This is a genomic window from Chitinimonas naiadis (assembly GCF_054780835.1).
Genome location: NZ_BAAGVO010000004.1, coordinates 194,354 through 219,491 on the forward strand (window position 1 = coordinate 194,354; position 25,138 = coordinate 219,491).

A 25,138-nucleotide genomic window follows, 5' to 3' on the forward strand; every position below is an offset into this window, starting at 1 on the left:
ACAGCTTCCTCAATATTCACATTAGCGTGAAGAATATTCCTTGATATGGTTATTTTGCAATGAAATCAGGAAGCTCATTCCGTGATTGGCTGGGTATATTTTCCTCACGCTTTCATGTCTGCGCAGCGTGCTCGATCCACAAGATTGAACAGATGGTCGTTGGGCTGTGAACCAGCAGGACCTTGCAGGCCGGCCGTAGCCACGGCCAGCGTGAGCGATCATCCGCACGACCGGTGTCCGGGTAGCGCTCAGCGGGCATGACAGCGCCGATCAATCAGCCGCCAGAGCGGCCGCATGGGGCCACAAGCCGCATGGCGGTACGCACCGGCAAGCGAGCCCCCATGTCTTTTGAGCTTTACCTGTCTTTTCTACTGGCAACCCTGGTACTGATCTTCTCGCCAGGCCCCGTCAATATCCTGGCCATAAGCCTGTCGCTCACGACGGGTTGGCGTAGTGCCCTGCCCTGTATCTGGGGGGCCAGCCTGGCCGTGCTATTGCAATTGGTGTTGACGGGTCTCTGCCTTGGATCGGCACTGATGCTCGATGGGCGTGCGCTGGAGGTATTGCGCTGGCTGGGCGCCGCTTACCTGGTCTATCTGGGCTGGCAGCAGTGGCGGGCATCGCAACCCGCTGCCGATGCCGAGGAGGATACCGATAGCGCCCGGCTGTTCTGGCGCGGCTTCGCCACCTCCGGGCTCAACCCGAAGACGCTGCTGTTCTTTCCCTCCTTCTTCCCGCAATTCATCCGCACCGACGCTAGCTGGAGCGGCTCATGGCAATACCTGCTTCTGGCGGGTAGTTTCCTGCTGCTGTTCTTCACCGGCGTAGCGCTGAATGCCCTGTTTTCTGAACAGTTTCGTGCCCTTTTGCATCGCCCACGCCGCTGGCGACTATTCAATCGCCTGATGGCCAGCCTGCTGCTGGGCATGGGAGCCATGCTGGCCGTCCTGCGCTAGGCCGCTTGATCCTGCGCCAAATGCCAGGCCGGGAATGGATCGTCGAACGCCTGCCAGTGATTCGGACCGATCGCCCATTCCGCGTCGGTCAGCAAGCAGGCGTCGAACGCCTGCCGCAACGCCGCTTCGTCGAGCTGTACGCCGATCAGGACCAGCTCCTGGAATCGGTCACCATAGGGCTCGTGCCAGCGCGCGGTGATCATGGCTCGCCCCGCCGAATCCTGGGGCCAGTCACGGCGATCGACTGCAGCCCACCATAGCCCGGCGGGCCCATGGCGTGATACCGCGCCAGCCTGTGACCAGCTACCCGCGATCCGATGCCGGCTCGCCAACCAGAAGTAGCCCTTGGAACGGATCACATTGGGCCACTCGCTGTGCGCCCAGGCCCAGAACCGCTGTGGGTGGAAGGGGCGCCAGGCGCGGTAGACAAAGCTGCGTACGCCGTACTCCTCGCTCTCTGGTACATGCTCGCCACGCAGCTCTGCAAGCCAGGCGGGTGCTTCAGCGGCGGCCTCAAAGTCGAATCGACCAGTATCAAGCACTTCCTCCAACGCAACCTGGCCAAACTGGCTCTGGACGATATGGGCGCGAGGGTTGATGCCGCCCAGGATGGCGCGCAGCTGCGCCAGTTGTGCCGGACTGGCCAGGTCGGTCTTGTTGAGCACGATCACGTCGCAGAACTCCACCTGTTCGATCAATAGATCGACGATGGTCCGGTCGTCCTGGTCTCCCGCGGCCTCTCCCAAGGATGAGAGCTGGGCGCGCGAGCTGTAGTCACGCAGGAAGTTGAGCGCATCGACGACCGTCACCATGGTATCCAGGCGGGCTATATCGGCAAGACTGGCCCCTGTTTCGTCGCGAAAGGTGAACGTCTCGGCGACCGGCAAGGGCTCGGAGATACCGGTCGATTCGATCAGCAGATAGTCGAAGCGCCCTTCCCGCGCCAATTTGCCGATCTCGATCAGCAGGTCCTCGCGCAGGGTGCAACAGATGCAGCCGTTGCTCATCTCGACCAGGCGTTCGTCAGCACGGGATAGCTGTGCGCCCCCCTCCTGGACGAGTCGGGCATCGATGTTCACCTCGGACATATCGTTGACGATTACCGCGACCTTGCGACCATCGCGGTTGTTCAGGATGTGGTTGAGCAAGGTGGTTTTACCTGCGCCGAGAAAGCCCGACAGTACGGTAACGGGAAGTTTTTGCATGGGGGTGTCCTGCTATTAAATAAAACGGATGTTATAACGTATCATTTGATTGTCGGGGAGGCAAATGTTCCTTGCTTCTCACCGCCATGACGTGTCCGCTAACGTATGGCTAAGTCGCTACCAGCGGTTTGCTCAAGACCACGCTGTGATAGCCGCGACCGCTGAAATGCAGGGACTCCACGAGTTCAAAACCCTTGCGCAGGTAGAAGGCCAGCAAGTGGCGGGCGGGTTGCGGGGTATCCAGTGCCAGCCGATGGCAATCATGTGAACGGGCCCAGCGCTCGGCCAGCTTGAGTAAGGCATCCCCTACGCCCTTGCCCTGCCAGGCCGGCTCGACGGCAAATTGATGGATGCTGGCTACACCCGGTTGCCGGTAGTGGAACGCCTCGCTATCTTCCTGAGGTTGATAGATGGTCAGCGTTCCCACCAGTTGCCGGTCAGCGATGGCGACAAAGGCCTGACCCTTGTTCAGCCGGCTTGCGGTTGCATTTGCATCCTGATGGGCGCTGGCGCAATGCAGACCCATGCCGGCCAGCGGCGCAAAGGCCCGGTGCAAGACGCCGGTCAGCATCGCGGCCGAATCCTCCGGCCGCCAGGGACGCAGATGGACCGGGGTGGCCCAATGTCGATCTGGCATGATGATCCGCCTCCTAGAACCGGACCACGCGTTTGCGTTCCACGGCAAAGCCGGCGCGCAGTACGCTATCGCTATCGTGAAAGTAGCGGCTGCTGTCGGCCAGCCATTGCGCACCGCTATGGCGGCATAGCAACAGGCCGCAACCTTCTTCGGTCAGCAATGCCGTCAGCAGCGCGCTCGGTTCCCCGGCATCCAGGATATGAACAGCCTTGATGCCATGCGCCAGCGCTTCCAGCCCGGCGCGGATGGCTGCAGCGGCCATCGATGCAGGATGATCCTGTAGCCAGAGATCCCATTCCGCGCGGTTGTTGGGGCCGTTGGCATGCGCCAGCTCATGCATGGCGGTACTGTCCGTGAGGATCACCAGCGTGCTGGCAGCCAGTTGCTGGGCCAAGGTGGCACCCAGTGTCTCCGGTGCAAGCAGGTGGTCCTGTCCGTCGGCATCTGGGGCGACCGGCATCAGGACTGGCAGCATGCCGTTTTGCAGTAACAACTCAGGTAATTGCATGTCGAGCGTAGCAATGGTGCCGGCCACCCCGGTCACCCCGGCTGCCCCATGTGCTGCGGCTTGCAGGCAATGGCCGTCCTGCCCTGCCAGGCCCAATGTCTTGGGTCCCTGGCGGCTGATCAGTTGCACCAGATCCCGGTTGATTTCGGCCAGGGCTGCCCGCTTGACTGGGAGGGCAAGCGCTTCAGCCAGGTGACCGCGCCCCGCCGGACTACCGGGTTGCCAGGACGGTGCGCCACCGTGGACCAACATGGGCTGTGCACCGAGCAGGCTCAACATCGCGATATCCTGGGCAAAGGCGGCTCGGCTTGTTGGCTCAAACACCGCTTGGCCGGCGTAGACCACCATGACGCGCTGACCGTGCAACGCTTGTACATAGGGTAGTGATGAGGCCAGTTGCTTTCCCTGGCTGGCAGACGTTGCCTGCGACGCCTGCCCAGACGGGATCGCCGATATCGGACTAGGGTGACGGGGATTGGTGTGGCTCATGAGAACTGCTCCTCCAGCAATAGGCGACGAACGTCTTCTGGTTTGCTGGCGGTGCGCAAGGTCGCGCGGAAGGGCTGGGTGCAGAATAGCCGGGCGGCGTCTGCGAGTAGTTGAAGATGGTCCTGATTGGCGTGCTCCGGTACCAGCAGAAGGAAGAGCTCCCCAACGGGCTTGCCGTCAGGGGCATCAAAGGGAATAGGTCGCTCAGGGCGGATGAAGACCGCCAGCGGGATGTGCAAACCTGGCAGTCGGGCGTGCGGAATGGCCACTCCCCTGCCCAGTCCTGTGGAGCCCATCTTTTCCCGCTCCATCAGGCGCTCGGCGATCTTGTCGCCGGGCAGTCCATAACGTCCTTGCAGGTGATGGGCCACGTGATCAAACAACTGCTGCCGGTTCTGTACCTTGGCATCAAGCAGTATGTCCTCGGTCGGGCATAGTCGGGCTAGGGTATGCATGGGATGCTCATCCTGTTGGCCATGGCTGGGTCCCGCGCCAGGGCCGATGACGGGACGACATCGGTACTTGTCTTACTTGAGCGGCAAGGACAATGGCTGATGTCGTACCGCTACTTTAGGGAGCGCCGTGTAAAGACGGCGTAAAGACCACCCCCTGCCGGCTAAAGATGCTGCAAGCATACACAACGCCAGCAGGCCGGCCATCAATCCAGGCCGAACAAGCGGTAACCGACACCCAGTTCAGTCAGGAAGTGCGCCGGTTCGGCGGGGTCGGCCTCCAACTTTTGCCGCAGATTGCCCATGAAAATACGCAGATAGTGGCCGCGCTCCACATAGCCGGGCCCCCAGACATCCAGCAGTAGTTGGCGATGGGTCAATACGCGGCCATGGCCCTTGATCAGGGTGGTCAGCAAGCGGTACTCAGTGGGGGTCAGGTGTACGGCCTCTCCTGCCCGCCTGACTTCGCGCTTGGCGAGGTCGACGCTTATCTGTCCAAACCGGACCAAGGGCTCTGTTTCACCTGCGACGTTGAGTGCACCACGCCGCAACTGTGCGCGGACCCGTGCCAGCAGCTCCGGTACACCAAAAGGCTTGACCAGATAGTCATCGGCGCCGGCGTCGAGTGCCGCGACTTTGTCTTCTTCCCGCTCGCGGGCCGATAACACCACGATGGGCACCGCGGACCAGCTCCTGACGTCACGGATCAGATCCCGCCCATCCATGTCGGGCAGGCCCAGATCGACAATCAGCAGCGCAGGTTGACGTGTACCGGCCTCGATCAGGCCGCGCTGGCCGGTTTCGGCTTCGAATACGGCAAAGCCTTCCGCTTCCAGCGCACTACGCAGAAAGCGGCGGATATGGGCATCGTCTTCAATGATCAGGAGGCGTTGGGTAGTCAAGATGAGGTCAGTCTGGTGATGGGGTGGCTGCGGTCCGCAAGACGTGGCGGCGCGTATTCAGGCTTCGTCTTCCGACATCGCCGGCGGAGTACCTTGCGGCAGCGTGAAAACGAAGCGGGCGCCACCTTCCGGTCGGTTCTCGGCGTGCATGCGGCCACCATGGGCTTCAATGATCGCACGGCTGATGGCGAGCCCCAAACCGACCCCAGGCAAGGCGGACTCGCTCTCGCCACGTTCGAACTTGCCGAACAGCTTTTCCTCCCGCCCGGCCGGCAAGCCGGGGCCGTTGTCGTCGACGGTCACCCGCAGCAGCCCACCACGCGCCACAGCCGAAACGGCGACTTCACTCCCTGGCGGGGTGTACTTGGCCGCATTCTCCAGCAGATTCACCAGGACGCGCTCCAGCAGGACCGGATCGAACTCGCAAAGGGGCAGATCGGGCGGCAGATGGCTGATGACCTTGTGAGCCGCGAGCACCCCATCCAGTTGCCGTCGCGCCGAGCCCAGCACTTCCTCCATGGATTGCCAGTCTCGTCTTAGCTGGATGGCGCCGGCCTGTAGTCTGGCCATGTCGAGCAGCTTGCCGACCAGCTCGGCCGTGCCCTTGGCCTTGTCGCGGATTACCTGGGTCAGTTCCTGGCGAGTCGCTTCTGCCAACTGGCTGTCGGCCAGCGTATCCGCCAGGCCAACCAGCGCGGTCAAAGGCGTACGCAGATCGTGCGAGACTGCGGCAAGCAGGCCGTTGCGCAAGCGCTCTCCTTCCATGTTGACGAGGGCATCCTGCGCGACTTCAACAAAATGCACCCGCTCCAGTGCCAGCGCGATCTGGGCCGCACAGGCCTCCAGCAGGCGCATGTCCTCCGGCTCGTCGAACAGGCCCAGGTCTTGCGGCAGAATGGCCAGCACCCCGCGTGTACGCATCGGTGCCTTGAGCGGCAGGTAGCGAGCCGGGCTGGCTGGCAGCGTCGCGGTACCTTGTCCAGCGGACTGGTGATGGTCGTAGACCCATTGAGCGACGCTGCTGTCGCTACCGGTCAGGCGGTGGGGGGCGTCGTCTTCATACGGTTCCCTCACGCGTTCATGGCTGTCCGGCAGCAATATCGTACTGCTGGCCTGGAAAATAGCCTGTACCCGCTCACCGGCGATACCAATGATCTGCTCGGTGGTGAGCGCGGCCGACAGCTCCTGCGCAAGACGGCCCAGTTCATGGGCGCGTTTTTCCCGTTGTCGTGCCACGTCGGCCTCGAAGCGCAAGCGGGCCGCCAACTGGCCGATGATCAGCGCTACTGCCAGCATCAGGGCAAAGGTGAACAGGTACTGGGTATCGTTGACCGAGAAGGTCAACCTGGGCGGAACGAAGAAGAAATCCAGGCAGGCCACCGCCAGGCAGGCGGCGGTCGCCCCTGGCCCACGGCCATAGCGGATGGCGACCAGGACAACCGCCAGCAGGAACAGCATGACGACGTTGGCCAGGTCGAACACGGTGAGCAAGGCGGATGCCGCCATGGTCGTCACCGCCACGGCCAGGGCGGCAGCGATGTGGCCACGCCAGCGCTGCGGCGTGAGTACCAGGTTGCGTCCTCTACCCGGTGGTGCCGCCTGGTCATCGACGCCGACCAGGTACAGGTCCAGCTCGGCCGAGCGCTCGGCCAGTTTGTCTGCGAGGCCAGGCAGCAGCTTGCGCTGCCAGCCGGGCTGCTGCCGGTGACCAATGACCAGCTTTCCGACGTTGCGGCTGCGCGCATAGGCCGCCAGCGTGTCGGCGGGGTCGGTGCCGGCCAGGGTGGTGGTCTCGGCTCCCAGCTCTTCCGCCAGGCGCAGCGTGCCCAGTACCAGAGCTCGTCGCTCATTGGGCAGGCGTTGCAGCGATGGGGTTTCCACATAGACGGCGATCCAGTCTGCCTGGAGCTTGCTGGCAAGCCGTGCCGCCGCTCGAACCAGCTTCTCGCCACCGCCGCTAGGCCCCACGCACACCAGCAAACGCTCCTTGGCCTGCCACACATTGGCGATGGCACGATCGGCGCGATAAGCGCGCATCTGCGCGTCCACCCGGTCGGCGGTGCGGCGCAGTGCCAGTTCACGCAGTGCGATCAGGTTGCCTTTGCGGAAGAAATTCCGGGCGGCGCGCTCGGCGGCATCGGCCAGATAGACCTTGCCGGCAGCAAGCCGGGCCAGCAGTTCATCAGGCGGGAGATCCACCAGGGTGACTTCATCGGCCAGATCGAACACCCGATCGGGCACCGTCTCCCGCACCCTGACGCCGGTAATGCTGCCCACCACGTCGTTCAGACTATCGATGTGCTGGACGTTGATCGCAGTGTAGACATCGATGCCGTTGGCCAGCAGCTCTTCTACATCCTGCCAGCGCTTTTGGTGCCGGCTGCCTTCGACGTTGCTGTGCGCCAGCTCATCGACAATGATCAGCTCGGGTTTGAATGCCAGCGCAGCATCCAGGTCGAATTCGGCCAGTATCCGGTCCCGGTACTGCACCTTGCGGGATGGCAGCATGGGGAGACCATCCAGCAGTGCCGCCGTTTCGCTTCGGCCATGGGTCTCCACGATGCCGATCAGGACGTTACCGCCTTCGGCCAGGCGTTGGCGAGCAGCCTGCAGCATGGCGTAGGTCTTACCGACGCCGGCACAGGCGCCGAAAAAGATCTTCAGCTTGCCACGTTGGGCAGCCGTTTCCTCCTGTCGGATTGCATCGAGCAACCGGTCAGGATCAGGTCGTTGGTCTGTCATCTAGGCGGAGAGCACACAGGCGAACGTGGCAGGGAGTGTAAGGCTACTCAATGCCACGTCGTTGAAAAGGGAGAGCGATCAGGCGCGCGCGTCCACGCGGCCTGCGGGAGTAGTACTGTCGGTGGCTTGCGGCAGCAGATCGAGATAGCGCGGGCCGTCGGCCAGATTGAGCAGTCTCAGCAGCATGCTGCCCAGCAAGGGCTGCAGCTGCGAAGGTGATTGTGTACCCGGCTGGGTCTGTCCACCACTTTGGGCATTGGTGGTCGCCGGTACCGTTGCGGTCGAACCCGAACCGGTACTCGCGCCCGGCGCCGCAGGTGCTGCAGGCGTTGCGGGCAGGTTCAGGCTGAAAGGGAGACGCACCGGTTCGCTGGTCAGCCGATCAAGCAGGTCGGCGGCATTGCCGGGGAAGTTGGCAAGCAAGGGCGTTGAGGCTGTCGCCGACGGGGTCGTTGCGGCTTGGGACGGCTGGCTATCGTCGGTGCGGTTGCTGCCGCCGTGACGGCGCCCATGGTGACCGCCGTGGCCGCGAACCTGATCTGCGCCCTGCCCTTGTCCATCCTGGAGATCGGTCGAGGTACTTTCGGCAGCAACGGCCTGCAAGGAACTGCTGTAGCTGATCTCGACTTCGAACTCGAAGCTGCGACCATCCTTGGTGGTAATGACGCCATGTCCCTTGAATTCGCTGCTGTCTTCCAGGCTGAAGCCGGCTGCGCTCTGCGTGCCGTTCGCACTCTGGCTTTGCATGGCAGCCGCGGCGAAGCTGGAACTGCTGGCGAGGCTGGTCTGATCGAAGCTGATCGTGGCGCCATCGGCCGCATCGCCAAACAGCGACTTGGCAAAGCCCTGTACCAACTGGTTGGCCATGCCCGAGATCGCATCGTTCAATTGCGATACACGCTTGCTGAGCGCGTCCCCCATGCGACTGAGCGCGCTACCGGCCTGGGACAGGAGGTCATTGCCGCTGGTCTTGTCGCTGGCCTTGGCATCGGACTGTTTGGGCGCCGCCTGATTACCCGTCTTGTTCGACAGGCTGGGCAACGAGGAAAGCAGAGAACTGAGTGATGGGATGTTCATTTGGCACTCCCGGTATCTATTTACCTTATCGGCACGAACACTACGCAACTTGAGTGCTTTAGGGAACCGTTTGTCGGCTCGGCGTGCCGGGGTATGCGGTGCAAACATCACCATTCCTCTCAATAGACCGGTGCCGGGAGGGGCATGACCCCCTCCCGCTGTACGTCACGGACCAACTGCCGCCTCGTCTCAGGCGCTGGTCAAGCGATCCAGCGCCAGATTCAGCTTGAGCACGTTCACCGTACGATCGCCAAAGATCCGCCAGCTGGGGTATTCAACCTGCGCGTCAACCAGGCGCTTCAACTGCACAGCGGCCAGGCCCCGGGCCTTGGCGACCCGGTTGACCTGGAAGTAGGCGGCTTCGGGAGAGATGTGCGGGTCCAGTCCCGATGCGGATGCCGTGACAAGATCCTGCGGGATGGGGCCGGTCTGGTCCGGGTGCGCAGCCCGGATCACCGCCACCCTGCCCTTGACGGCATCGAGCAAGGCCGGGTTGGTCGGCCCCAGATTGGCACCGCTGGATGCCAGGGCGTTGTTGGGCATGGGACCGGTAGCGGACGGACGGCTCCAGAAATAGCGCGGACCGCCGAACGATTGGCCGATCAGCTCACTGCCGACGACATCGTTGCCGTGCTTGATGAGGCTCCCGGCGGCCTCGTGCGGGAATATCAGCTTGGCGGCGGCCGTGACGGTTGCCGGGTAGATCAGGCCGGTGGCCACGCTCAGAAGTACGAACAGGGTCACGGCGGGACGTATCAGGTTCTTCATGGTCTTGCTCCTATCAGGTCCCGCCGCCTGCGGGCAGCGGGGTATCCAAATGTTGCTTGCTACAGATCAGGCCAGGCCGAGCGCACCCAGCAACATGTCGATCAACTTGATGCCGACAAAGGGCACAAGCAGGCCACCCAGGCCGTAGACCAGCAGGTTGCGGCGCAACAGCAGGCCGGCGCCCAGGGCGCGATACTTCACGCCACGCAAGGCCAGCGGGATCAGCGCGATGATGATCAATGCGTTGAAGATCACAGCGGAGAGGATGGCCGAGCCGGGGCTGTTCAGGTGCATGATGTCGAGCACCTTGAGCTGCGGGTAGGTGACGGCGAAGGCGGCGGGAATGATGGCGAAATACTTGGCCACATCGTTCGCCACACTGAACGTCGTCAGTGCGCCGCGGGTCATCAGCATCTGCTTGCCGGTCTCGACGATCTCGATCAGCTTGGTCGGATTGCTGTCGAGGTCGACCATGTTGCCGGCCTCCTTGGCGGCTTGCGTGCCGCTGTTCATGGCGACCGCGACATCGGCCTGCGCCAGGGCCGGTGCGTCGTTGGTGCCGTCGCCGGTCATGGCGACGAGCTTGCCTTCCGCCTGGGTGTCGCGGATTAGCTTGAGCTTGTCCTCCGGCTTGGCCTCGGCCAGGAAGTCATCCACGCCGGCCTCGGCGGCAATGGCTGCCGCCGTCAGGCGATTGTCACCGGTGATCATGATGGTCTTGATGCCCATGGCGCGCAGTTCGGCAAAGCGCTCCTTGATGCCGCCCTTCACGATGTCCTTGAGCTCAACCACGCCCATGACCTGGCTACGGCCGTGGCTGTCGTACTCGGCCACCACCAGCGGCGTGCCGCCACGGCGGGCAACCTGCTCAACCAGCTCCGTCACTGCCGACACCCAATGGCCGCCGTGCGCTTCGATACTGGCCTTGACGGCATCGGCCGAGCCTTTGCGGATACGGCGCTCACCGCCTGTGCTGTCCTTCATGTCCACGCCGGACATGCGGGTCTGGGCGGTAAACGGGATGAAATGGGCGTCCTGCAGGTCACGGCCGCGCAGGCCGTACTTGTCCTTGGCCAATACCACGATGGAGCGGCCTTCCGGAGTCTCGTCCGACAGGGAGGCCATTTGCGCCACATCGGCCAGTTCCTCGACCGTCACGCCGGGTGCGGGCAGGAAGGCGCTGGCTTGCCGATTACCCAGGGTGATGGTGCCGGTCTTGTCGAGCAGTAGCACGTCGACGTCGCCAGCGGCTTCCACGGCACGACCGGAGGTGGCGATCACGTTGGCCTGCATCATGCGGCTCATGCCGGCGACGCCGATCGCGCTCAGCAAGCCGCCGATGGTGGTCGGAATCAGGCAGACCAGCAGTGCGACCAGCACGGTGATGCCGACCGGCGCACCGGCACCGGCAGCGTTGACGCTGTAGATCGAGAACGGCAGCAGCGTGACCGTCGCCATCAGGAACACCAGGGTCAAGGCAACCAGCAGGATGGTCAGTGCGATCTCGTTCGGCGTCTTCTTGCGCTTGGCGCCTTCCACCATGGCGATCATGCGGTCGAGAAACGCCTCGCCAGGGTTGGCGGTCACCCGCGCAATCAACCAGTCGCTCAAGACACGGGTGCCACCGGTGATGGCGGAGAAGTCGCCGCCCGATTCGCGGATCACCGGCGCGGACTCGCCGGTGATGGCGGATTCATCGACCGAGGCAACGCCTTCGATCACCTCGGCGTCGGCGGGCACGGTATCGCCCGCTTCGATCAGGATCAGATCACCGCGGCGCAGGCTGGCGGAATCCTGCACCGTGACCTTGGCATCGCGGCTGGCTGTCGCCAGCTTCTTGGCGACCACGTTCTTGCGGCTGCCACGCAATGCGGCTGCCTGTGCCTTGCCCCGCCCTTCGGCCAAAGCCTCGGCGAAGTTGGCGAACAGGACGGTGAACCACAGCCAGGCGGAGATACCCAGGATGAAGCCTGCGGGGGCCTCGCCCTGGCCGAACAGCGCCTGGATGCCGAGTACCGTCGTAAGCAGGCTGCCGACCCACACCACGAACATCACCGGGTTGCGAAATTGCGCGCGCGGCGACAGCTTCCGGAAAGACTCCGCGATGGCCGGCTTGACCAGGGACGGGTCGAACAAGGGCAGTGCGCGAATCTGCCGACTTTCGTTGATATGCGGCGGATTGAGGTGCTGGGCAGAGGGTTTGTACAAATCGTTCATGACGGTTCCTCAGCGGGAAAACAGTTGCAAATGCTCGACCACGGGGCCCAGCGCCAGCGCGGGGATGTAGGTCAAGGCACCGACGATCATCACCGTGCCGATCAGCAGGATGACGAACAGGGGACCGTGGGTAGGCATGGTGCCGGCCGATACCGAGAGGCGCGGCTTGCGGGCCAGGCTGCCGGCGATGGCCAGTACGGCGATCATCGGTACGAAGCGTCCGAGCCACATGGCGATGGCCAGTGCGATGTTGTAGAACGGCGTATTGGCGGAGATACCGGCGAAGGCCGAGCCATTGTTGTTGGCCGCCGAACTGAAGGCGTACAAGGCTTCGGTGAATCCGTGGGCACCCGGGTTGTAGAGGCTGGAGAGCGCTGCGGGATGCAGTACCCCAACCGCCGTACCACCCAGTACCAGCAAGGGCGTGATCAGGATGGCGATGGACACCATCTTCATCTCGAAGCTCTCGATCTTCTTGCCCAGGTATTCCGGCGTGCGACCGATCATCAGGCCGGCCAGGAAGACCGCCAGGATGGCGAAGACGAGCATGCCGTAGAGGCCTGAGCCCACGCCGCCGAATACCACTTCACCGAGCTGCATCAGCCAGGTCGGTACCAGGCCGCCAAGTGGCAGCAGGCTGTCGTGCATAGTATTAACCGCACCGCAGCTCGCGGCTGTCGTGATGGTGACGAACAGGGTCGAGGCGACGATGCCGAAGCGGGTTTCCTTGCCCTCGAGGTTGCCGGCCATGCCATCCACACCCAGTTGGGTGATCAAGGGGTTGGCTTGTGCTTCGGACCACTGCACGGCGGCGAACATGATGACGAAGATCACGGTCATCGCGCCCAATACGGCAACCCCTTGCCGCATGTCGCCGACCATGGCGCCAAGCATGAAGCACAGTGCGGTCGGAATCAGGAAGATGCTCAGCATCTGGGCAAAGTTGCTGAGCCCGGTCGGGTTCTCATAGGGGTGGGCCGAATTGACGTTGAAGAAACCACCGCCATTGGTGCCCAGCATCTTGATGGCTTCCTGCGAAGCAACCGGTCCCATGGGCAATGTCTGGGTGTCAGACCGGACATCCTCCATGACCGGCTTGCCCGCGGCGTCGAGTATCGGCTGGCCTGCAGCATCATTCTTGGCGATCTGGTAGGAGACCGGCTCGACCAGTTTCACGTCGGTATATGCGTTGAAGTTCTGGATCACGCCCTGGCCGACCAGAAACAGCGCAAAGAAGAACGACAGCGGCAACAACACGTAGCCGGTAGCGCGACCAATATCCAGCCAGGCGTTGCCGACACCAGCAGCCGAGCGGCGCGAGAAACCCCGGATCAGCGCGGTGACCACGGCAATGCCGGTCGCGGCGGACAGGAAGTTCTGCACCGCCAGCACCGTCATCTGGGTGAGGTAGCTCATGGTCGCCTCACCCACGTAACCTTGCCAGTTGGTATTGGTCACGAAGGAGATGGCGGTATTGAAGGCTGAACCGGCTTCGACATTGGCCATGCCGGCGGGGTTGAGCGGAAGGCTGCCCTGCAGGCGCTGCACGGCATAGACCGCCAGCAGACCGATGACATTGAACAGGATCAGACCCAGCGCATAGCACCACCAGGCCATGTCTTCGTCTTCCTTGACGCCCATCAGCTTGCAGATGCCGCGCTCAAGACCGGCGAGCAAACCGAAACGCTTGCTGAGCCGCCCATCCATGACCGCCGTCAGGTAGCGCCCCAGCGGCCAGGCCAGAGCGAACAGGACGATCAGGAAAAGACCCATCTGGATATAGGGAGAGGTGTTCATGCGACGTCCTCCGCCTTGATCAGTGCATAGAACAGATAGACGAAGAGGCCAACGGTCACGGCCCCGGTCAGCCAATAAAGCAGCTCAGCGTTCATGAGGTTTGCCCTCCAACTTGCGGCAGCCGCTCACCAGCGCCAGCATGGCGAGGGTGAAGACCAGCATCAGGATCAGAACCAGCATTTCCACGGGTGGACTCCCTTTTTTAGACGTGGATGAAGACAGCCTGAATGCTAGGGAGCACGACACAAAGACGGTGTCGCGATTGGAAGGCGGGGTGTAAAGATGGCGTAAAGATCGCTACCCGGCGGGTAGCCGCCCTTCAAGGATGCGTGGCGAGACGGCGGTATTGCTCGGGCGTGGTGCCCGACAGGCGCTGGAACATGGCAATGAATGCAGATGCCGTGCTGTAGCCGAGGTCGAAGGCGATGGTCTGGATCGAGGCGCCAGACTCCAACGCGTCGATAGCCTTGAGAAAGCGCAGCCGCTGCCGCCACTCGCCGAGGCTCATGCCGAGTTCACGCTGGCAGTGGCGGGCCAGTGTCCGTTCGGTGGCGTGGACCTGTGCGGCCCACTCGGCCAGGGAGCGATTGTCGCCTGGCGCCGCCTGCATGGCGTCAAGCACGCTGACCAGTAGCGGGGTTTCTGCAAACGGCAGGTAACGCTGCTCGATGGGCGACAAGGCCAGTTGATCGCGTAGTACCTGCGCCAGACGCCGGTCCGGTTCGCTCTGTGGCACTTTGACATCGCGATCGGCAAAGTCGTTGAGTATGGCCTTGAGGATGGGGCTCAATATCAGCGTGCAGGGTTCGGTAGGCAGGGCATCGCAATATTCCAGTGCCAGATAGACCGAGCGGTATACCACCGCGTAACGGTTGTAGCAGCTGTGCTCGGCATGCGGGGGAATCCAGACGGCGTACTGGGGTGGCGAGAGGAAGCGCCGGCCGGCAATCTCGAGTTGCATGACGCCGTGCGCGACGTAGTTGAGCTGTCCCCAGGCATGTCGATGCGAGACCGAATGGGTATCGGCACCGAACTCGTCATGGCGGAAATACACCGGTGCCGGTAGCTCGGTGAATTCGGGTATCTGCAGGTAGTTGCGGCGCATGCTCGTCTGGAATCACGGATCGATTGTCCGAAATTCATTATATCAATCCTCACAGACAGCGAGACAATGGCGACATCGAATCGGAGATGGTCATGTCGCAATATCTGTTTCCCCTGCTGGCGGTCCTGATCTGGGCCGCCAATACCATTGTCAGCAAGTTGGCTGCCGGCGCGATCTTCCCTGCCGAGATCGGCTTTTATCGCTGGTTGCTCGCAGGCGTGCTGTTCACGCCCATCCTGCTGCGGCCCGTCCTGGCCAATTGGGCGGCGATCAAGCCGCAACTGGGCCGGCTGGCCATCCTCGGCATTCTGGGCATGGCGACCTATCAGAGCCTGGCCTACTACGCCGCCCACCTGACCACCGCCACCAATATGGGCATCATCCTGTCGCTGATGCCCATGATGGCGCTGGCCCTCTCGATTACGCTGCTGGGTCAGCAACTGACGGCGGGGGCGCTGGTCGGCGCCCTGGTCTCGTTCGCCGGGGTGCTGATCGTGGTATCCGGCGGCAGCTTCGGCGCCCTGCTCTCCCACGGCATCGGCACCGGCGACGCGCTGATGCTGATCGCCAACCTGGCCTATGCGCTGTACAGCGTGCTGCTCAAGAAGTGGCAGATCAAGTTGCCAGCGGTGCAGATGCTGTATGTGCAGATACTGGTCGCCATCGTGGCATTGCTGCCGCTCTACCTCGCCTCGCCCAAGGCAGGCTTGACCATGACCAACGTGCCCTACGTGCTGTTTGCCGGCATTCTTGCGTCCATGGTTGCTGCCCTCGCCTGGATGCATGGCGTGGCGAAGCTTGGCCCAAGCCGGACCGCCATCTTTTTCAACCTGCTGCCGGTTTTCACCGCGGTGATTGCTGCCTGGATATTGCACGAGCAACTGGCTGGCTTTCACCTGGTTGGTGGTCTGCTCACGCTGGGGGGCGTCTTGCTGAGCGAGCGCTGGAAGACTGCCCTGCTCCTGCCGCGGCGGGTCAGTGCCAAGCAGCCCGGCTGATACCCGCCGTAGCAAAAGACAAAGCCCCGCCTGAGCGGGGCTTTGTTGTTTTGGCCTGTCGGTGGATCAACTGATGGTGACGGCAACGACATCCTTCTGCACCTTGGCCGTCGTGGTCTTTGCCACCACGGTGGCCGGCGCACCACTACCAACCAGCTTGTTGACCTGACGGAATTCGCAGCTCAACGCGGCAGGCGTCACGGTCACCACGGCATAACCTTGGGCATCGGTATTGATGAACTTGAGCCAAGGGTTGCTGTTAAGGCTGGCCAGTTGTTGCGCCAAGGGCAGCAACTGACCGGTAAAGCTCGCATCAGCCTGCAGGCCGGTCAGGACGGCGGTAGTCGTGACATCCAGCTGGCTCTCCGGCAAACCGGCCTTGGCCAGCGCACCGCGCAATTGCACGCGCAGGCTCTCTGCCAGGGTGGCGGCGCTCGGTGCGGCCTTGCCCATGGTGTAATCGAGCAGGTTGACGTTGAGGCTGATGCTCCCCAGACCAGGCACAGGCACGTTGATGCTCTGGAAGACCAGCACCGCAAGGCTCTGCGACAAGCTCCCCACGGCGGCCTTCAGGTAGCTGAAGAAGGAGTCGGAGCTGATGCCGGCGCTAACCAGGTCCACCATGACGGGGGTGCCGCCGTTGGCAGCGGTGTAGTCGTCGCTGACCGTGCCGGCAAAGAAGGAGTGGATATCACCGGTCACGGCGACCACGTTTTTGACGCTGTTGTCCTTGAGATGCTTCATCAAGTCCTTGCGCTCGGCGTTGTAGCCATCCCACTGGTCGGCATTGAGCAGGAACTTGGTGAAGAACGGTGCCAGTGCGGCCTGTTGCCCGGCTGCGATCACAAACCGTGAATTCTGCTTGTTGGCGGCGACATCGGCCTTGATATAGCCAAAGGCGATGGTCTGTGCCGCTGCCGCCACCTGGGTGGCTGCACCCGCTGCGGCCGCAGCCAGGGCGGCGTTGAACGTCGCCACGGCAATGCCGGCCTGGGTCGCAGTCAAGCCGGCTGCAACGGCAGCGGCGCCCTTGTCGCCACCGGTTGCAGCCGCCGTGGCGATGGCTGTGGCGGCGGCACCCGCGGTGGCTTGCGCGGCACCGGCGGTAACTGCTGCGACGATGGCGCCGGCAACCGGAACATTGCCGCCAGTCAGGGCCAAAGCACCCTGGATGCTGGTGGCCAGGGTCGGCACCGCCTGCAGCGCCAGCAAGGTGGCGATGGCATTGCTGCCATCCACGCCCATGCGCAGCAGCGAGACTTCGTTGCCCCAGAGCTTCCAGGTGGCCGTCGAATTCTTCATCTTGTCCTTCCACCAGGCGCGCTGCGTCGTGCCCAGCATGGACACGAATACCAGCGGATCGGGGGAAGCGATGGTCTGCGCGCCGGCGAGCTTGAGGGCCTCGGCACCGTAGAGTGTGGTCTCCGGCACCATGTAGCGGCTACCTACGCTGCCAAGCTGCTGGCCCGTAGCCGGGTTGATAGCGGCTTCCGGCACCATGTGGTCGGCGCGGTACAGGCGCTCATCGGTCATGATCAGGTGCGCCAGCTTGCCGAACTGCAGGTCGCGGTAGATGCGGATATTCTCGATGCCGGCGGTGACCGAAGTGGTGAAATAGATGTCGGCCGGCATGTACTCGAACCAGGCCTGGTTGGCACTGCGACGGCGGACGGGTTGGTGGGTGTTGTCGCCACCAATGCTGCTGTACGTACCGTTGTCGTAGGTTTCGGCGTCGCCCCAGCAGTCGTCCGAGAATTCATGATCGTCCCAGATCGCGACGATGGCGAAGCGCTCGTGGACGGCCTGCAGGCGGGCATCGGTTCGATAGGTCTTGTACAGATAGCGGTAGTCGGCCAGCGTGGTGGCGTATTTGGCGCCACTATTGCCGCTCTTGTAGGTGCCATCCGGCAGGGTCAATGCGCCATGACGTGTTTCCACGGCACCGACCTGGAATGCTTCGCCGACGGTTTCGTACACATAGTCGCCAAGGTGGACCAGGAAATCGAGGTCCTGCGTCGCCAGATCACTGTACGCACCCCAGTGGTTGATGCTCCAGTCCTGGCAGGTCAGCATCGCGAACTTGAGCTGGCCCACGTCGGCGTCCTTGGCCGGCGCAGTCTTGAAACGGCCGACATTGGAGCGGACATCACCCGCGATGAACTGGTAGTAGTAGGTCTTGCCGGCAGCAAGGCCGCTGACCTTGTGGCGGATGGTGTGGTCATAGTCGCCATAGACCGGCAGGGTGGCGTCCACCACGGTCGTACCGACCAGTGCAGCGTTGCTGCCCAGCTTGGCGGCGTTGTCGCCATCGCTCACGACGATGCGAACCATGAAGTTGCCGGCACCGGTCGCGGACGCGACATCGTCTGCGGCCTTGGGGATAACTCGGGTCCACAGCATGATGGAGTCCGATTGCGGATCACCGGACGCAACACTTTGTGGAAATTTCCAACCAGTACCGGTAGTGGGCGGGATATCGTACTGGCTCGGCGTGGTGCTATCGCCGCCGCCACAGCCGGGCAGACCCAGGGTCGCGACTGAAGCGGTAACAAAACCACCCACTTTCAAAAACTGTCTTCTATCCATCTTCGTCTCTTAGCTCCATTTATTGGGGACGTCACGGGCGTGACGCGCCGGCATCCCGGCTTCCCTTGCGACTTGTCGTGGACCCGTCGGGGCAGCTTTCGGCCAACCCCTGCACAGTACCTATCAAGTGCTCAATTTATCAGCCGAGCGTTGCATTTTTCTTGCGGTCGTCGCGCACAAGCGACATATGCCGCACTCATGACCATGGAATAGAACCTTCATGGTTAAATCGTAAATTGCTAATACACAGTAATCCGACTAGGCATCAGCTGGCGATCCCGGCGGCTTGGCCCTCGTCGTTTTGCACCCTCAGTACACATCTGGGTTTTAGGGAGAAACAGATGTTCGCGCGACTCACCGTCGTCCAGCGGATCTCCGCTGGATTTTTTGTTGTAACCGGCCTATTGCTCGCGGTCGGTCTGACTGGCCTGTTTGGGCAAGCCAGTGTCAATGGCAGCATGACGAATGTCAGCGATGCCACCCAGCTACGCAGTACCAGCCAGTCCGTATTGGTCGCCCTGCTGGAAATAGGCCGCCAAGCCGATTCCTACCATGGCATCCGCGAGCAAACCGAGCTCGCCGGCATCGAAGCCAGCTACGCCACGACGTCCAAGCGTATTCAGCAATTGCGTGAAGAACTGCTGGGCCTGGGCAAGAACGATGCTGAACTTGAAAACACCGCCAAGCAGTTCGGTAGCGATATCGCCACCGTGCAAACGGCCGCCGAAGCCTTGTTCAGCTCGCACAAACGCTATGCAGAACTGCTGCCGGCCTTGAAGAAAGGTCGCAGCAAGCTCGAAGACACCGCCGATGAACTCGACGGCCTGATTGCCGATGCCCTGGATGGTGGAGCCAGCAACAAGCCCTTGCTGGCCAAGCTGCGCAAGCAGGTGAAGTCGTCGGTGCTGACCGCGACGGCCGCCCTGCAGCAGAACAAGCTGGAATCGGCCAAGATCGCCGCCAAGGACATCGTTCCGCAAGCCGAAGACATCAAGGCCGGCTTTGAGCAGTTGGGTGATGGCAAGGCCGTAGCCGATGTGCATGAACGGCTTGGCGAATACCTGGCGGTACTGACGGGTGGTGACGCACTGCTGCCGACCTATATCCGTTCGCTGGAGCAGGATGCGGAATCGAACAAGGCATTGGCCTCGCTGAACCAGCATATCGACAGCACCCGCAAGAAGCTGGAAGAAGCCGGCAAGCTGGCTGGTGAGCGTGTGGCTGCGGCGACCAAAGATGCCAGCGGTACCAGCAGCGTGGCGATGTCTGCCATCGTGATCATGAGTCTTGCCGCCCTCGCCGTGGCGATCTTTGTCGCACTGTGGGTGACCAACAGCATCCGCCGCCCCCTGGCTAGCGTCGTGGCCCAGCTCAAGCGCCTGGCCAATGGCGACATGACGCAACGCGTGGCGGTGCAAAGCCATGACGAATTTGGTGATCTGGCCCGCTCCACCAACGAGCTGACCGATCGCCTGCGTGTCATGCTGGTCGATATTTCAAACGATGCGGTCCGCCTGGCCGAAGCCAGCGAGCAAAGCGCCACGATCACCGCCCAGACCAGCGCCGGCATCGAGACCCAGAAGCGTCAGACCAATGAAATGGTTCGCGAGATGGGCGCCATGAGCGACAGCGTGCGTGCCGTTGCCGAAGGCGCAGACCGTACGCTGAGCGAAGTGCGTAGCGCCCGCGAAATGGCTGAGCGCGGCCAAGGGGTGGTGGAGGCCAATATCCAGACCATCGAAGGCCTGGCCAACAATATTGAATCCGCAGCCAACGTCATCACCCGCCTCGACGGCTACAGCAAGGATATCGGCCGCATTCTGACCGTGATCGGCGAGATTGCCGAGCAGACCAACCTGCTGGCATTGAATGCAGCGATCGAAGCAGCGCGTGCAGGTGAGCAAGGCCGCGGTTTCGCGGTGGTTGCCGACGAGGTCCGTACCCTGGCCAGCCGTACGCGTGAATCCACCGGTGAAATCCGCTCGGTCATCACCAGCCTGCAGGATGGCGTGCGTGATGCCGTGAAAGCCATGGGCCAAAGCCGCACCGGTACCGCGGCCAGCGTCAACCAGGCCAGCGAGGCGGGTCGTGCGCTGAGCGCCATCCTGTCCAGCATGCGCCAGGTCGATGGCATGAGCGGCGAAATCGCCCGTGCTGCCGATGTGCAGAACCACGCGACCCAGCAGTTGCACCAGGGTGTCATGGGGATCAGCGAGATCGCCGAGCAGACCGCCCATGGCGCCAACCAGACGGCCTCCTCCAGCCGCGAATTGTCGATGCTGGCCGAGCGATTGCAGCGGCAGGTCGCGCAGTTCCAGGTCTAGTCCCCTACCCCATCCACCAGAACCGACCGCCTGGCTATCGGTGAAGTAGCTCGATAGACAGGCGGGGCTTTCAATACCGACTTAGCAGGGAGCAAGAAAATGAAATCACGTACATGGCAATGGCTGTTTGCACTGGCACTGATCGGTGCGGCTCAGGCTGAAGAAGATCTGGATCGCGTTGTCGCCCGTCTTTGCGAATACACGAAGGTGGACGACCGCAGCAGTCTGCGCCGCAAGCTGGATGAAGCCGAACTGGACCTGCGTCGTACCTATGGTGACATCCGATGTGGCGCCGATGGCAGCCTGCTACGCGTCGCCGCCGGTAACGGCGCGATCGAAGCCGCTACCTTCATCATCAGCAAGGCGGGCAAGCGCGCGATTACCGATACCGAGAAGGATGGCATGACCGCACTGCAGTGGGCACAGAAGAAGGGTGACAGCGCTGACGCTGCCCTCAAGCCCAAGATCAAGGCGGTGGTCGACCTGATGCAATCGAAGATGTAAAACGCGACGTCTGTCGTGCAAAGGCCGCTCTCTGGGAGCGGCCTTTTTTATTCCTGGTTCTTGCGTTCGAAGTAATGCAGTTGTCGCCGCCATTTCTTGGTGGGGCGTCCCTGCACGTCGGGGTGGTCGAATACCGGCGCCAATGCACGGTTCTCCTTGCGCAACAAACGCGCGGCCGTGCTGGCCTCGGTCTCGCTGTAGAGCTGCTGCGCCTCGCTGGCTGGTCCGCGCCGATCGCTCAGGCCGAGGACCTGCACTTCAAACTCGTCACCCGCCGTCCGGATGCGCAATACGTCGCCGATTCGCGGGTGTCGGGCTGCCTTGGCACGTTCGCCATTCACTTCCACGTGCCCGCCGCCAATGGCTTCGCCAGCCAGGGTCCGGGTCTTGAAGAAACGGGCGGCCCATAGCCATTTGTCCAGGCGGATGATGTCGTCTGCGGTGCCCTTTGCGTTCATGCGCAGGTGCCAGGCATGCCCATCATTGAGATTTGGGCCATCCGCCGGTTTCCGCCGGATTGAAGCGCAGTGTCTGGCCACGTACCTCGCGACTGGCCGAGCCGATCAACCACAGGAAGGCGGCCTGAAGCTCAACTGGCAGCGGCAGAGCGTCCATGTCCTCGCCCGGATGGGTCTTGGTACGGAACGGACTGCGGACTGGGCCCGGCACCAGCAGGTTGACGCGCGGCATCGGCGGCTTATCCCATTCGTCTGCAGCGATCGTCGCCAATGCGGCCTGCGCAGCACGGGTAGTGGCAAAACCACCCCAGTAGGCTTTGGGATCAAAAGCGTGCTGTTCGCCGACAAACACGATGCTCGGGTCTTCCGCGCGCTTGAGCAGTGGCAGGCAGGCGCGGCTTATCGCAAACGGAGCTGCGACGTTGACGCGGTACATACTGATCCACTCTTCCAGTTTCTGGTTGACCAGCGGTGAAAGGTGGTTGAACCCGTTGGCGCAATGGACAATACCATCCAGCCGGTCGAACTCCTTCCACAGCAGGTTGGCCAGGTTCACGCAGTCCTGATCGCTCATGGCCGAGAGGTCGACCGGAATGGCGGCTGGCTTAGCACCGCCCGCCGCTTCGATCGCGTCGTAGACCTTGGCCAGCTTCTTCTCGTTGCGGCCCACCAGCACGACCGTCGCGCCATGGGCTGCAAAGGCGATGGCAGCGGACTCACCCAGGCCTTGCCCGGCACCGGTAAGCAGGATGACGCGATCTTTCAGATAATCAGCGGGAGCTTGGAAGTCTTGCCAGGGATGCATGTCAGTTTCTCGACGGACGTTCGACAAAGGGCGCGAGTCTAGCATGCCGGTTGGCATCGCCTTTGCGCTAGCGCATGGCACTTGCAATTCGGCCATCCTTCCTCCACCTTCAACACCATAATAGAGCGGAGTTACCCATGGCAAAAATCATCAAGAGCGACGACGAGTGGCGTAGCCAGCTGACCGAGACCCAGTACAAGGTCACCCGGCATGGTCATACCGAGCCCCCCTTCAGCGGCATCTACTGGGATACGACGACCGATGGCACCTACAAATGCATAGGCTGCGGCACGCCGCTGTTCGTGTCCGATACCAAGTTCGATGCAGGCTGTGGCTGGCCCAGTTTCTGGAAAGCCCTGCCAGGTGTGGTCAACGAGCGTCGCGATACCAGCCACGGCATGATACGGACCGAGATACTTTGCGCGGTTTGCGATGCCCACCTGGGCCATGTGTTCCCTGACGGTCCTGGCCCGGACGGCCTGCGCTATTGCGTGAACTCGGCATCGATTGATCTCGACGCCAAGTAGGCGCCTCTGGCATCCATCGCACTGCGGCGGCCTCGTGCCGCCGTTGTCGCTTGCAGCGAGGCCCGGGGCCGCCTTGGTCGGATAAAGCCAGCCGGCAAAATATTCGATACTTGCTGGCCGCTATTGAGCAAAAGCAGGCCATAGGCTTGCTAGAATCCGGCTAATCCCATTTGAAAGATTCCACCATGTATATCGTCGTCACTGGCGCAGCCGGCTTTATCGGCTCCAATATCGTCCGCGCCCTGAACGAACGCGGTATCAGCGAGATCATTGCGGTCGACAGCCTGAAGAAAGGCGATAAGTTCAAGAACCTGGTCGATTGCGAGATTGCGCACTACATCGACAAGGAGGACTTCATCGAGCAGCTGGACGCCGGTGACTTCGATGGCGATATCCAGGCGATCCTGCACCAGGGTGCCTGCTCCGACACGATGGAGCAGGACGGCCAGTACATGATGGACAACAACTACCAGTATTCGCTGGCCCTGCTCGATTACTGCCAGATCGAGGAAATTCCGTTTATCTATGCCTCAAGCGCCTCGGTCTACGGCGCCGGCAAGGTCTTCAAGGAAGCGCGCGAGTTCGAAGGCCCGCTCAACGTCTACGGCTACTCGAAGTTCCTGTTTGACCAGATCGTTAGACGGCGCTGGGAAGACATGACGGCCCAGGTGGTCGGCCTGCGTTATTTCAATGTCTACGGACCGCGCGAGAACCATAAGGCGCGCATGGCTTCCGTGGCCTGGCACCACTTCCATCAGTACCGCGAGCATGGCAAGGTCAAACTGTTCGCCGGCTGTGACGGTTATGCCGATGGCGATCAGCGCCGTGACTTTGTCTCGGTTGAGGACGTGGTTCGGGTCAACCTGCATTTCCTAGACAATCCTAAACAATCCGGCATTTTCAACCTGGGTACGGGGCGGGCGCAGAGCTTCAATGAGCTGGCCGCCGCCAACGTCAATGCCTGCCGCCGCCATGAAGGCAAGCCTGCCCTGCCGCTGGCGCAACTGGTGAGCGAAGGCATCATCGAATACATCCCCTTCCCTGAAGCGCTGATCGGCAAGTATCAGAGCTACACCGAGGCCGATATCGGCCGCCTGCGCGAGGCGGGCTATGAAGAGACCTTCTACAGCGTCGAGGAAGGTATCAGCCGTTATATCGACTGGCTGTACCGGCAAGCCTGATGGCAGACCTGCGCAACAAGGCGCTGAAACTGCTCTCGCAGCGCGAACATAGCCGTGTCGAACTGCGGCGCAAGTTGGCCGGTACGGAAGACAGTTCCCGTGAGGAGATCGAAGCCCTGCTGGATGATCTGGTGGAGCGGAACTGGCTGTCCGACGCCCGCTTTGCGGTTGCGTATGTCGATGCCAATGCCGCACGGTTCGGTCGCTTTCGGCTTGAGAACGAGCTAAGGGAGCGTGGCGTGGCGGATCAGGCAATCCGTGAGGCGCTGGCACAGTTGCCGAGCGAGGGCGATGAACTGAGCCGTGCGCGTGAAGTGTGGCAAAAGAAATTCCGCGCCCTCCCCGTCGATGCTGCCGAGCGCGCCAAGCAGGCGCGATTCATGCAATCGCGCGGCTTCGCCTATGACGTCATCCGGAAAGTGCTGGGAGGTGCCATCGATGACTAGCCTGTTCCCGGTTCCTCGCCCTTGGGGTGTAGTCGTCGGTATCGGCATCATCCTGGTGATTGCTTACGGCTCCCTGATGCCCAACCCGCCCTCACTGGATGTGGATAACGGCGACAAGTGGCAGCATCTGGCGGGTTATGCGCTGCTGGCAGGCTGGTGGGCAATCGTGCTGCCCAAGCGGTGGCTGGCGGTCTTGCTGGCCGCTGCCGCTTATGGCGTGCTGATCGAATACCTGCAGGGGATGACCAGCTACCGTAGCTTCGACGTACTGGATATGGCTGCCAATGCGCTTGGCGCCTCGTTGGGGGTAGGCGCAGCCCATGCCGCGGGCGCCTGGGGACGATCCCGGCTGAGTCGCAAAACCGGCTGAAACGCGCGCCAGTCATATCGGTTTATCCGCAAATACTACAGTCCATCGCATAAAACTCGCCCGGCCAAGGGCGGGTGATTATCC

At 62.2% G+C, this 25,138-nt stretch carries 23 protein-coding genes; 8 read left to right on the forward strand and 15 right to left on the reverse strand.

The features are described 5' to 3' along the window. Positions 1-341 precede the first annotated feature (341 nt). On the forward strand, positions 342-956 hold the full coding sequence (locus ACYVHK_RS06840; RefSeq protein ID WP_460528967.1) for a LysE family translocator: 615 nt from the start codon (positions 342-344) through the stop codon (positions 954-956). Here ACYVHK_RS06840 and zigA read toward each other — a convergent pair. The 12 genes from zigA to ACYVHK_RS06900 all read right to left on the reverse strand — a co-directional run bounded on the left by zigA (position 953) and on the right by ACYVHK_RS06900 (position 14,855). Further along, on the reverse strand, positions 953-2,161 hold the full coding sequence (gene zigA / locus ACYVHK_RS06845; protein ID WP_460528969.1) for a GTP-binding protein: 1,209 nt from the start codon (positions 2,159-2,161) through the stop codon (positions 953-955). The genes ACYVHK_RS06840 and zigA overlap by 4 nt on opposite strands. Before the next feature lie 109 nt (positions 2,162-2,270). After that, the gene (locus tag ACYVHK_RS06850) at positions 2,271-2,798 is read right to left on the reverse strand and encodes a GNAT family N-acetyltransferase (RefSeq protein ID WP_460528971.1); all 528 of its coding nucleotides are present in this window, start codon (positions 2,796-2,798) and stop codon (positions 2,271-2,273) included. A 13-nt stretch (positions 2,799-2,811) separates the two neighbouring features. Then, complete coding sequence (locus tag ACYVHK_RS06855) at positions 2,812-3,795, reverse strand: amino acid kinase family protein (protein WP_460528973.1); 984 nt, start codon at positions 3,793-3,795, stop codon at positions 2,812-2,814. Continuing rightward, the gene (locus ACYVHK_RS06860; RefSeq protein ID WP_460528975.1) at positions 3,792-4,250 is read right to left on the reverse strand and encodes a PTS sugar transporter subunit IIA; all 459 of its coding nucleotides are present in this window, start codon (positions 4,248-4,250) and stop codon (positions 3,792-3,794) included. Before ACYVHK_RS06860 ends, ACYVHK_RS06855 begins: the two co-directional genes overlap by 4 nt. A gap of 203 nt (positions 4,251-4,453) precedes the next feature. Further along, positions 4,454-5,149, reverse strand: a complete 696-nt coding sequence (gene kdpE, locus ACYVHK_RS06865) for a response regulator transcription factor KdpE (protein WP_460528977.1) — start codon at positions 5,147-5,149, stop codon at positions 4,454-4,456. A gap of 57 nt (positions 5,150-5,206) precedes the next feature. Further along, entirely contained in the window at positions 5,207-7,891 is a 2,685-nt protein-coding gene (locus tag ACYVHK_RS06870; protein ID WP_460528979.1) for a DUF4118 domain-containing protein, read from the reverse strand. Positions 7,892-7,969: 78 nt separating this feature from the next. Then, a complete protein-coding gene (locus tag ACYVHK_RS06875; protein ID WP_460528981.1) occupies positions 7,970-8,968 on the reverse strand; it encodes a hypothetical protein in 999 nt (332 codons plus the stop codon). Positions 8,969-9,157: 189 nt separating this feature from the next. Beyond that, the gene (kdpC, locus tag ACYVHK_RS06880; RefSeq protein WP_460528983.1) at positions 9,158-9,736 is read right to left on the reverse strand and encodes a potassium-transporting ATPase subunit C; all 579 of its coding nucleotides are present in this window, start codon (positions 9,734-9,736) and stop codon (positions 9,158-9,160) included. 66 nt (positions 9,737-9,802) lie between these two features. Next, entirely contained in the window at positions 9,803-11,953 is a 2,151-nt protein-coding gene (gene kdpB / locus ACYVHK_RS06885) for a potassium-transporting ATPase subunit KdpB (RefSeq protein WP_460528985.1), read from the reverse strand. A gap of 9 nt (positions 11,954-11,962) precedes the next feature. Next, positions 11,963-13,750, reverse strand: coding sequence for a potassium-transporting ATPase subunit KdpA (gene kdpA, locus ACYVHK_RS06890; protein ID WP_460528987.1), 1,788 nt, complete (start codon positions 13,748-13,750; stop codon positions 11,963-11,965). Beyond that, positions 13,747-13,845: a K(+)-transporting ATPase subunit F gene (kdpF, locus tag ACYVHK_RS06895; RefSeq protein WP_460528989.1), complete on the reverse strand. Its 99-nt coding sequence runs from the start codon at positions 13,843-13,845 to the stop codon at positions 13,747-13,749. The genes kdpA and kdpF overlap by 4 nt, the downstream gene beginning before the upstream one ends. Positions 13,846-14,069: 224 nt before the next feature. Then, positions 14,070-14,855: an AraC family transcriptional regulator gene (locus tag ACYVHK_RS06900; RefSeq protein WP_460528991.1), complete on the reverse strand. Its 786-nt coding sequence runs from the start codon at positions 14,853-14,855 to the stop codon at positions 14,070-14,072. 92 nt (positions 14,856-14,947) lie between these two features. Between ACYVHK_RS06900 and ACYVHK_RS06905 the strand changes: the two genes are divergently transcribed. After that, positions 14,948-15,853 carry a DMT family transporter gene (locus tag ACYVHK_RS06905; RefSeq protein WP_460528993.1) on the forward strand — a complete coding sequence of 302 codons (906 nt, stop codon included), beginning with the start codon at positions 14,948-14,950 and terminating at the stop codon, positions 15,851-15,853. A 66-nt stretch (positions 15,854-15,919) separates the two neighbouring features. Here the strand turns inward: ACYVHK_RS06905 and ACYVHK_RS06910 are convergent, their stop codons facing one another. Further along, positions 15,920-18,439: an alkaline phosphatase D family protein gene (locus ACYVHK_RS06910; RefSeq protein ID WP_460528995.1), complete on the reverse strand. Its 2,520-nt coding sequence runs from the start codon at positions 18,437-18,439 to the stop codon at positions 15,920-15,922. Between the two features lie 341 nt (positions 18,440-18,780). Between ACYVHK_RS06910 and ACYVHK_RS06915 the strand changes: the two genes are divergently transcribed. Continuing rightward, positions 18,781-20,763: a methyl-accepting chemotaxis protein gene (locus ACYVHK_RS06915; protein WP_460528997.1), complete on the forward strand. Its 1,983-nt coding sequence runs from the start codon at positions 18,781-18,783 to the stop codon at positions 20,761-20,763. Between the two features lie 99 nt (positions 20,764-20,862). Then, positions 20,863-21,267 (forward strand): DUF3718 domain-containing protein, encoded by a 405-nt coding sequence (locus ACYVHK_RS06920; protein ID WP_460528999.1) that lies wholly within the window; start codon positions 20,863-20,865, stop codon positions 21,265-21,267. 47 nt (positions 21,268-21,314) lie between these two features. Here ACYVHK_RS06920 and ACYVHK_RS06925 read toward each other — a convergent pair whose 3' ends face one another. Beyond that, positions 21,315-21,725 carry an RNA-binding S4 domain-containing protein gene (locus ACYVHK_RS06925; protein WP_460529001.1) on the reverse strand — a complete coding sequence of 137 codons (411 nt, stop codon included), beginning with the start codon at positions 21,723-21,725 and terminating at the stop codon, positions 21,315-21,317. A gap of 22 nt (positions 21,726-21,747) precedes the next feature. Continuing rightward, on the reverse strand, positions 21,748-22,530 hold the full coding sequence (locus tag ACYVHK_RS06930; RefSeq protein WP_460529003.1) for a Rossmann-fold NAD(P)-binding domain-containing protein: 783 nt from the start codon (positions 22,528-22,530) through the stop codon (positions 21,748-21,750). A gap of 137 nt (positions 22,531-22,667) precedes the next feature. Between ACYVHK_RS06930 and msrB the strand changes: the two genes are divergently transcribed. The 4 genes from msrB (at position 22,668) to ACYVHK_RS06950 (ending at position 25,054) form a co-directional block, all read left to right on the forward strand. Further along, on the forward strand, positions 22,668-23,057 hold the full coding sequence (gene msrB, locus ACYVHK_RS06935; protein WP_460529005.1) for a peptide-methionine (R)-S-oxide reductase: 390 nt from the start codon (positions 22,668-22,670) through the stop codon (positions 23,055-23,057). A gap of 185 nt (positions 23,058-23,242) precedes the next feature. Next, the gene (rfaD, locus tag ACYVHK_RS06940; protein WP_460529007.1) at positions 23,243-24,238 is read left to right on the forward strand and encodes an ADP-glyceromanno-heptose 6-epimerase; all 996 of its coding nucleotides are present in this window, start codon (positions 23,243-23,245) and stop codon (positions 24,236-24,238) included. Continuing rightward, entirely contained in the window at positions 24,238-24,684 is a 447-nt protein-coding gene (gene recX, locus ACYVHK_RS06945; RefSeq protein WP_460529009.1) for a regulatory protein RecX, read from the forward strand. The genes rfaD and recX overlap by 1 nt, the downstream gene beginning before the upstream one ends. Then, positions 24,677-25,054 (forward strand): VanZ family protein, encoded by a 378-nt coding sequence (locus ACYVHK_RS06950; RefSeq protein ID WP_460529011.1) that lies wholly within the window; start codon positions 24,677-24,679, stop codon positions 25,052-25,054. Before recX ends, ACYVHK_RS06950 begins: the two co-directional genes overlap by 8 nt. Positions 25,055-25,138 lie beyond the last annotated feature (84 nt).

Bases quoted from the DNA above. Each gene is read 5' to 3' on its own strand.
- ACYVHK_RS06840 (WP_460528967.1), top strand. From the start codon at position 342: ATGTCTTTTGAGCTTTACCTGTCTTTTCTACTGGCAACCCTGGTACTG.
- zigA (WP_460528969.1), bottom strand. From the start codon at position 2,161: ATGCAAAAACTTCCCGTTACCGTACTGTCGGGCTTTCTCGGCGCAGGT.
- ACYVHK_RS06850 (WP_460528971.1), bottom strand. From the start codon at position 2,798: ATGCCAGATCGACATTGGGCCACCCCGGTCCATCTGCGTCCCTGGCGG.
- ACYVHK_RS06855 (WP_460528973.1), bottom strand. From the start codon at position 3,795: ATGAGCCACACCAATCCCCGTCACCCTAGTCCGATATCGGCGATCCCG.
- ACYVHK_RS06860 (WP_460528975.1), bottom strand. From the start codon at position 4,250: ATGCATACCCTAGCCCGACTATGCCCGACCGAGGACATACTGCTTGAT.
- ACYVHK_RS06870 (WP_460528979.1), bottom strand. From the start codon at position 7,891: ATGACAGACCAACGACCTGATCCTGACCGGTTGCTCGATGCAATCCGA.
- ACYVHK_RS06875 (WP_460528981.1), bottom strand. From the start codon at position 8,968: ATGAACATCCCATCACTCAGTTCTCTGCTTTCCTCGTTGCCCAGCCTG.
- kdpC (WP_460528983.1), bottom strand. From the start codon at position 9,736: ATGAAGAACCTGATACGTCCCGCCGTGACCCTGTTCGTACTTCTGAGC.
- kdpB (WP_460528985.1), bottom strand. From the start codon at position 11,953: ATGAACGATTTGTACAAACCCTCTGCCCAGCACCTCAATCCGCCGCAT.
- kdpA (WP_460528987.1), bottom strand. From the start codon at position 13,750: ATGAACACCTCTCCCTATATCCAGATGGGTCTTTTCCTGATCGTCCTG.
- kdpF (WP_460528989.1), bottom strand. From the start codon at position 13,845: ATGAACGCTGAGCTGCTTTATTGGCTGACCGGGGCCGTGACCGTTGGC.
- ACYVHK_RS06900 (WP_460528991.1), bottom strand. From the start codon at position 14,855: ATGCGCCGCAACTACCTGCAGATACCCGAATTCACCGAGCTACCGGCA.
- ACYVHK_RS06905 (WP_460528993.1), top strand. From the start codon at position 14,948: ATGTCGCAATATCTGTTTCCCCTGCTGGCGGTCCTGATCTGGGCCGCC.
- ACYVHK_RS06910 (WP_460528995.1), bottom strand. From the start codon at position 18,439: ATGGATAGAAGACAGTTTTTGAAAGTGGGTGGTTTTGTTACCGCTTCA.
- ACYVHK_RS06915 (WP_460528997.1), top strand. From the start codon at position 18,781: ATGTTCGCGCGACTCACCGTCGTCCAGCGGATCTCCGCTGGATTTTTT.
- ACYVHK_RS06920 (WP_460528999.1), top strand. From the start codon at position 20,863: ATGAAATCACGTACATGGCAATGGCTGTTTGCACTGGCACTGATCGGT.
- ACYVHK_RS06925 (WP_460529001.1), bottom strand. From the start codon at position 21,725: ATGAACGCAAAGGGCACCGCAGACGACATCATCCGCCTGGACAAATGG.
- ACYVHK_RS06930 (WP_460529003.1), bottom strand. From the start codon at position 22,530: ATGCATCCCTGGCAAGACTTCCAAGCTCCCGCTGATTATCTGAAAGAT.
- msrB (WP_460529005.1), top strand. From the start codon at position 22,668: ATGGCAAAAATCATCAAGAGCGACGACGAGTGGCGTAGCCAGCTGACC.
- rfaD (WP_460529007.1), top strand. From the start codon at position 23,243: ATGTATATCGTCGTCACTGGCGCAGCCGGCTTTATCGGCTCCAATATC.
- recX (WP_460529009.1), top strand. From the start codon at position 24,238: ATGGCAGACCTGCGCAACAAGGCGCTGAAACTGCTCTCGCAGCGCGAA.
- ACYVHK_RS06950 (WP_460529011.1), top strand. From the start codon at position 24,677: ATGACTAGCCTGTTCCCGGTTCCTCGCCCTTGGGGTGTAGTCGTCGGT.